This is a genomic window from Arthrobacter sp. 2YAF22_2, from assembly GCF_052114645.1.
Lineage (GTDB): Bacteria > Actinomycetota > Actinomycetes > Actinomycetales > Micrococcaceae > Arthrobacter.
On record NZ_JBFRFD010000407.1, the window covers coordinates 1 to 3,485 of the forward strand.

The following is a 3,485-nucleotide window of genomic DNA, read 5'->3' on the forward strand; positions in this document are numbered from 1 at the left end:
CCACGTAAAGCCGGTTTCCCGGCTGTTTCCTCCAGCTACAAAGGAATGAGTCTGATGACTCGTCAAGCAGAAAACCATCTCGCGCCGCGTCTGCTGCGCCTTCTTATTGCTTTCACCGCCGCCATCCTGCTGCCGGTATCCGTCTGCGGGGCCGCCGCCGCGGACGGCGGAAAATCCGCCAGGACGTGGACGGTCCAGGTCGGGTCCGAGTCCTCAGACCAGGCCATTCAGGGCATGGCGTTCCTGCCGGAAAACATTTACGTGAATGCCGGTGACAAGGTCACCTGGCGGGCCAACTCCGCAGAGATCCATACCGTGACGTTCCTGGCGGAAGGCCAGTCCCTGGATTCCACCCAGCCCTTCAACCCCGCCGTTCCGGCCGACGTCACCCAAATGGGCAGCAAGGACTATGACGGGCATTCCTATTACAACTCCGGCGTCATGACGAACGTGTCCGACAGCGGATTCGTACAGGTCAAGAAATACACCCTGGCATTCGCTAACCAAGGCGACTTCACCTACTACTGCCTGGTCCACGGCATGGCCATGAAAGGCACGGTCCATGTCCGGGCGGCGGGAACGGAATACCCATACAGCCAGTCGCAGTACGACCACCAGTCCGAGAAGCGCGAGCGGACTATTCTGCGGGACGGAGAGCGGCAGTGGGACGTGGCGCGGGATCAGGCGGGCCCCCACACCGTGATTGCCGGGACGGACAACGGAACGTCAATGGTGATGCGGTTTGTCCAGCAGAAGATCGAGATCCGGGTGGGGGAGTCGGTGACGTTCGTCAACAACGGCATGGGTGCCCCGCATACCGTGACTTTCGGGACCGAACCGGCTAATTTCCTCGCGCCGTTGGGGGACCGGGACCACTTCAGCGGAGGGGACCTCAACTCGGGCCTCATGCCGCCTGGCAGCAGCTTCAAGGTGACCTTCACGAAGGCCGGCGAGTTTGATTACATCTGCGCCCTGCACGACTACATGGGCATGAAGGGGACCGTGGAAGTCCGGGACTGATCACGTTCCTTCCGGAGGGCTACAGTATCCACCAGGTATCGCTGAGCGTGACCGGGACCGTGCGCTTGTGCCGGGTGCGGAGGTATTTTTCCTCGATCCGCTCGGCCACCTCGTCCGCAACGTCCCGGCCTTCGAGGTAGTCGTCGATGTCGTCGTACTTGAGGCCGAGCTCGTCCTCGTCGGTGCGGCCTGGCTTACCGTCGAGCAGGTCAGCGGTGGGCACCTTGTCCCAGACCCGGGCCGGGGCGCCCAGCTCGGCGAGCAGGGCGCGGTTCTGGCGCTTATTGAGTCCGAACAAAGGCAGTATGTCCGCGCCGCCGTCGCCGAATTTCGTGAAGAATCCCGTCACCGATTCGGCACCATGGTCTGTGCCGATGACGAGGTAGTTATGCTCGCCGGCCAGGGCGTACTGGGCAATCATTCGGGAGCGGGCCTTCATGTTTCCCTTGGTGAAATCGGAAACGGGCGCGCCGGTCGTCTTCTCGAACTCGGCCTCGAAGCCCTCCACCGCCGGGGCGACGTTGAAGGTCCACTCGGTCGTGGCGCCGATGAAGTCCAGCGCCGCCTGGGCATCTTCTTCGTCGTGCTGGAATCCGTGGGGGAGCCGCACAGCCACGAAGTTCGCCTCCGTGCCCTCGGCTGCCAGTTCCTCAACGGCCAGCTGGGCCAGTCGTCCGGCAAGCGAGGAATCCAGCCCGCCCGAGATACCCAGGACAAACCCCTTCGTGTGGGTCGCCTTGAGGTATTCCTTCAGGAACGTGACGCGCTTGCGCACCTCCCCGGCCGGGTCGATCCGGGGCTGCACGCCCATTTCTTCAATGATCTTGGCCTGGAGTTCACGCATGCCTCACAGCCTAGCCAGCCTTGTCAATCGGGCTCAACTGTTGCAGGCACGAGGCTGGCGGTGCCTACGTGGCACCGGCGTGCGAGGTGCGCCTCCGCCGCGAAAACCCCTCCCGCGGGCACCCCCGGAGGCGTAGCGTATGGCCATGGAGACGACAGGGTGCGCGGTGGTGGGCGGCGGCCCGGCCGGCATGATGCTTGGCCTGCTGCTGGCCCGGGCCGGTGTGCGGGTGACGGTCCTGGAGAAGCATGGAGATTTCCTGCGCGACTTCCGTGGCGACACGGTGCACCCGTCCACAATCCGGCTGATTGACGAGCTGGGCCTGGGCGGAGAGTTCCGCCGGCTGCCGCAGAGCCGACTCAAGAATGTCGTCCTCCCGGTCGCCGGGGGTCCTCCGGTGACCATGGGCGACTTCGACTCGCTGCGGCCGCCGTACAACTACATCGCCATGATGCCGCAGTGGGATTTCCTGAACTTCCTGGCCGCGGCCGCCGCCGAGGAGCCGTCCTTCACACTGCTCATGAGCCACACGGCCACGGGCCTGGTCCGCAACGGGGGCCGCGTCCGCGGCGTCCGCCTCCGGACCCCCGACGGCAGGCAGGACGAACTCCTGGCGGACCTCGTGGTCGCCACGGACGGCCGCCACTCCGTCCTCCGCGCCGCCGCCGGGCTGGCGTCGAAGGAGTTTCCGGTGCCCTTCGACACCTGGTGGTTCCGGTTGCCCCGCTACCCCGCCGAAACCGGCGAGGTGGCCGGGCTGGTACCCGCGTTCGGCCCCGGCGAAGCGCTGGTGTCCCTCACCCGTACTGACTACTACCAGATGGGATACCTCGCCCCGAAAGGCATCGAGGCCAGACTCCGCGCAGAGGGCGTCGAGGGGTTTCGACGGCGGATCGCCGCGCTCCGCCCGGACCTCGCAGACCGCGTTGATGCCATAGGTTCGCTCGATGATCTCCACTGGCTCGACGTGCGCTTGGACCGGCTGCAGTCGTGGCATATCAACGGCCTGCTCTGTATTGGCGACGCCGCGCATGCGATGTCCCCGGCCGGCGGCGTCGGCATCAACCTCGCCATCCAGGACGCCGCGGCGGCGGCACAGTACCTGGCCCCCGCGCTGCTGCGCGGCCGGGTCACCAGGGCGGACCTCCAAGCCGTCGAACGCCGACGGCGGCTGCCCACCGTCATCGTGCAGTCAGCCCAGCGCCTCATGCACCGCGCCGTCTTCGGTCCGGTCATGGCCGGGAAACAGACAAGAGTTCCGGCCGCTGCGCTCTTCGTGGCCCGACACCTGCCGGCGGTCCGCAGAATCATTCCCCGGCTCATCGGCTTCGGGCCGCGGCCGGAGCATGCGCCGGCGTTCGCGCGTCGCGCCGAAGCCCGCCCCCAGCCGTACCCTTAGCCCCGGCGTCGACTCGAGGCCGCTGGTCAGCCGGACGCGGTTGGCCGTGCCACTAAACTGGGTCCCATGACTGCCACCAGTGACTTTGCGGCCGACGCCGCTGCCGCCCGTGCCCGCCTCCTGGAACWGATCAAGGAGCTCGCCGTCGTCCGTGGCAAGGTCACCCTCTCCAGCGGGGCCGAGGCTGACTACTACATCGACCTGCGCCGCATCACGCTGCAC

General features: G+C 66.4%; 3 protein-coding genes and 1 pseudogene. 3 read left to right on the forward strand and 1 reads right to left on the reverse strand.

What is annotated here, in order from left to right; all coding sequences use genetic code 11:
* Positions 1–54: 54 nt before the first annotated feature.
* A complete protein-coding gene (locus AB4Y86_RS14920) occupies positions 55–1,020 on the forward strand; it encodes a plastocyanin/azurin family copper-binding protein (protein WP_441402979.1) in 966 nt (321 codons plus the stop codon).
* Between the two features lie 19 nt (positions 1,021–1,039).
* Here AB4Y86_RS14920 and nadE read toward each other — a convergent pair whose 3' ends face one another.
* Positions 1,040–1,864, reverse strand: coding sequence for an ammonia-dependent NAD(+) synthetase (gene nadE / locus AB4Y86_RS14925; RefSeq protein WP_441402980.1), 825 nt, complete (start codon positions 1,862–1,864; stop codon positions 1,040–1,042).
* A gap of 139 nt (positions 1,865–2,003) precedes the next feature.
* Here nadE and AB4Y86_RS14930 point away from each other — a divergent pair, with 139 nt between their 5' ends.
* Both AB4Y86_RS14930 and AB4Y86_RS14935 read left to right on the forward strand, forming a co-directional pair.
* Entirely contained in the window at positions 2,004–3,263 is a 1,260-nt protein-coding gene (locus AB4Y86_RS14930; protein ID WP_441402981.1) for an FAD-dependent oxidoreductase, read from the forward strand.
* Positions 3,264–3,329: 66 nt separating this feature from the next.
* Positions 3,330–3,485, forward strand: a pseudogene (locus AB4Y86_RS14935) (orotate phosphoribosyltransferase); the annotation flags it as partial.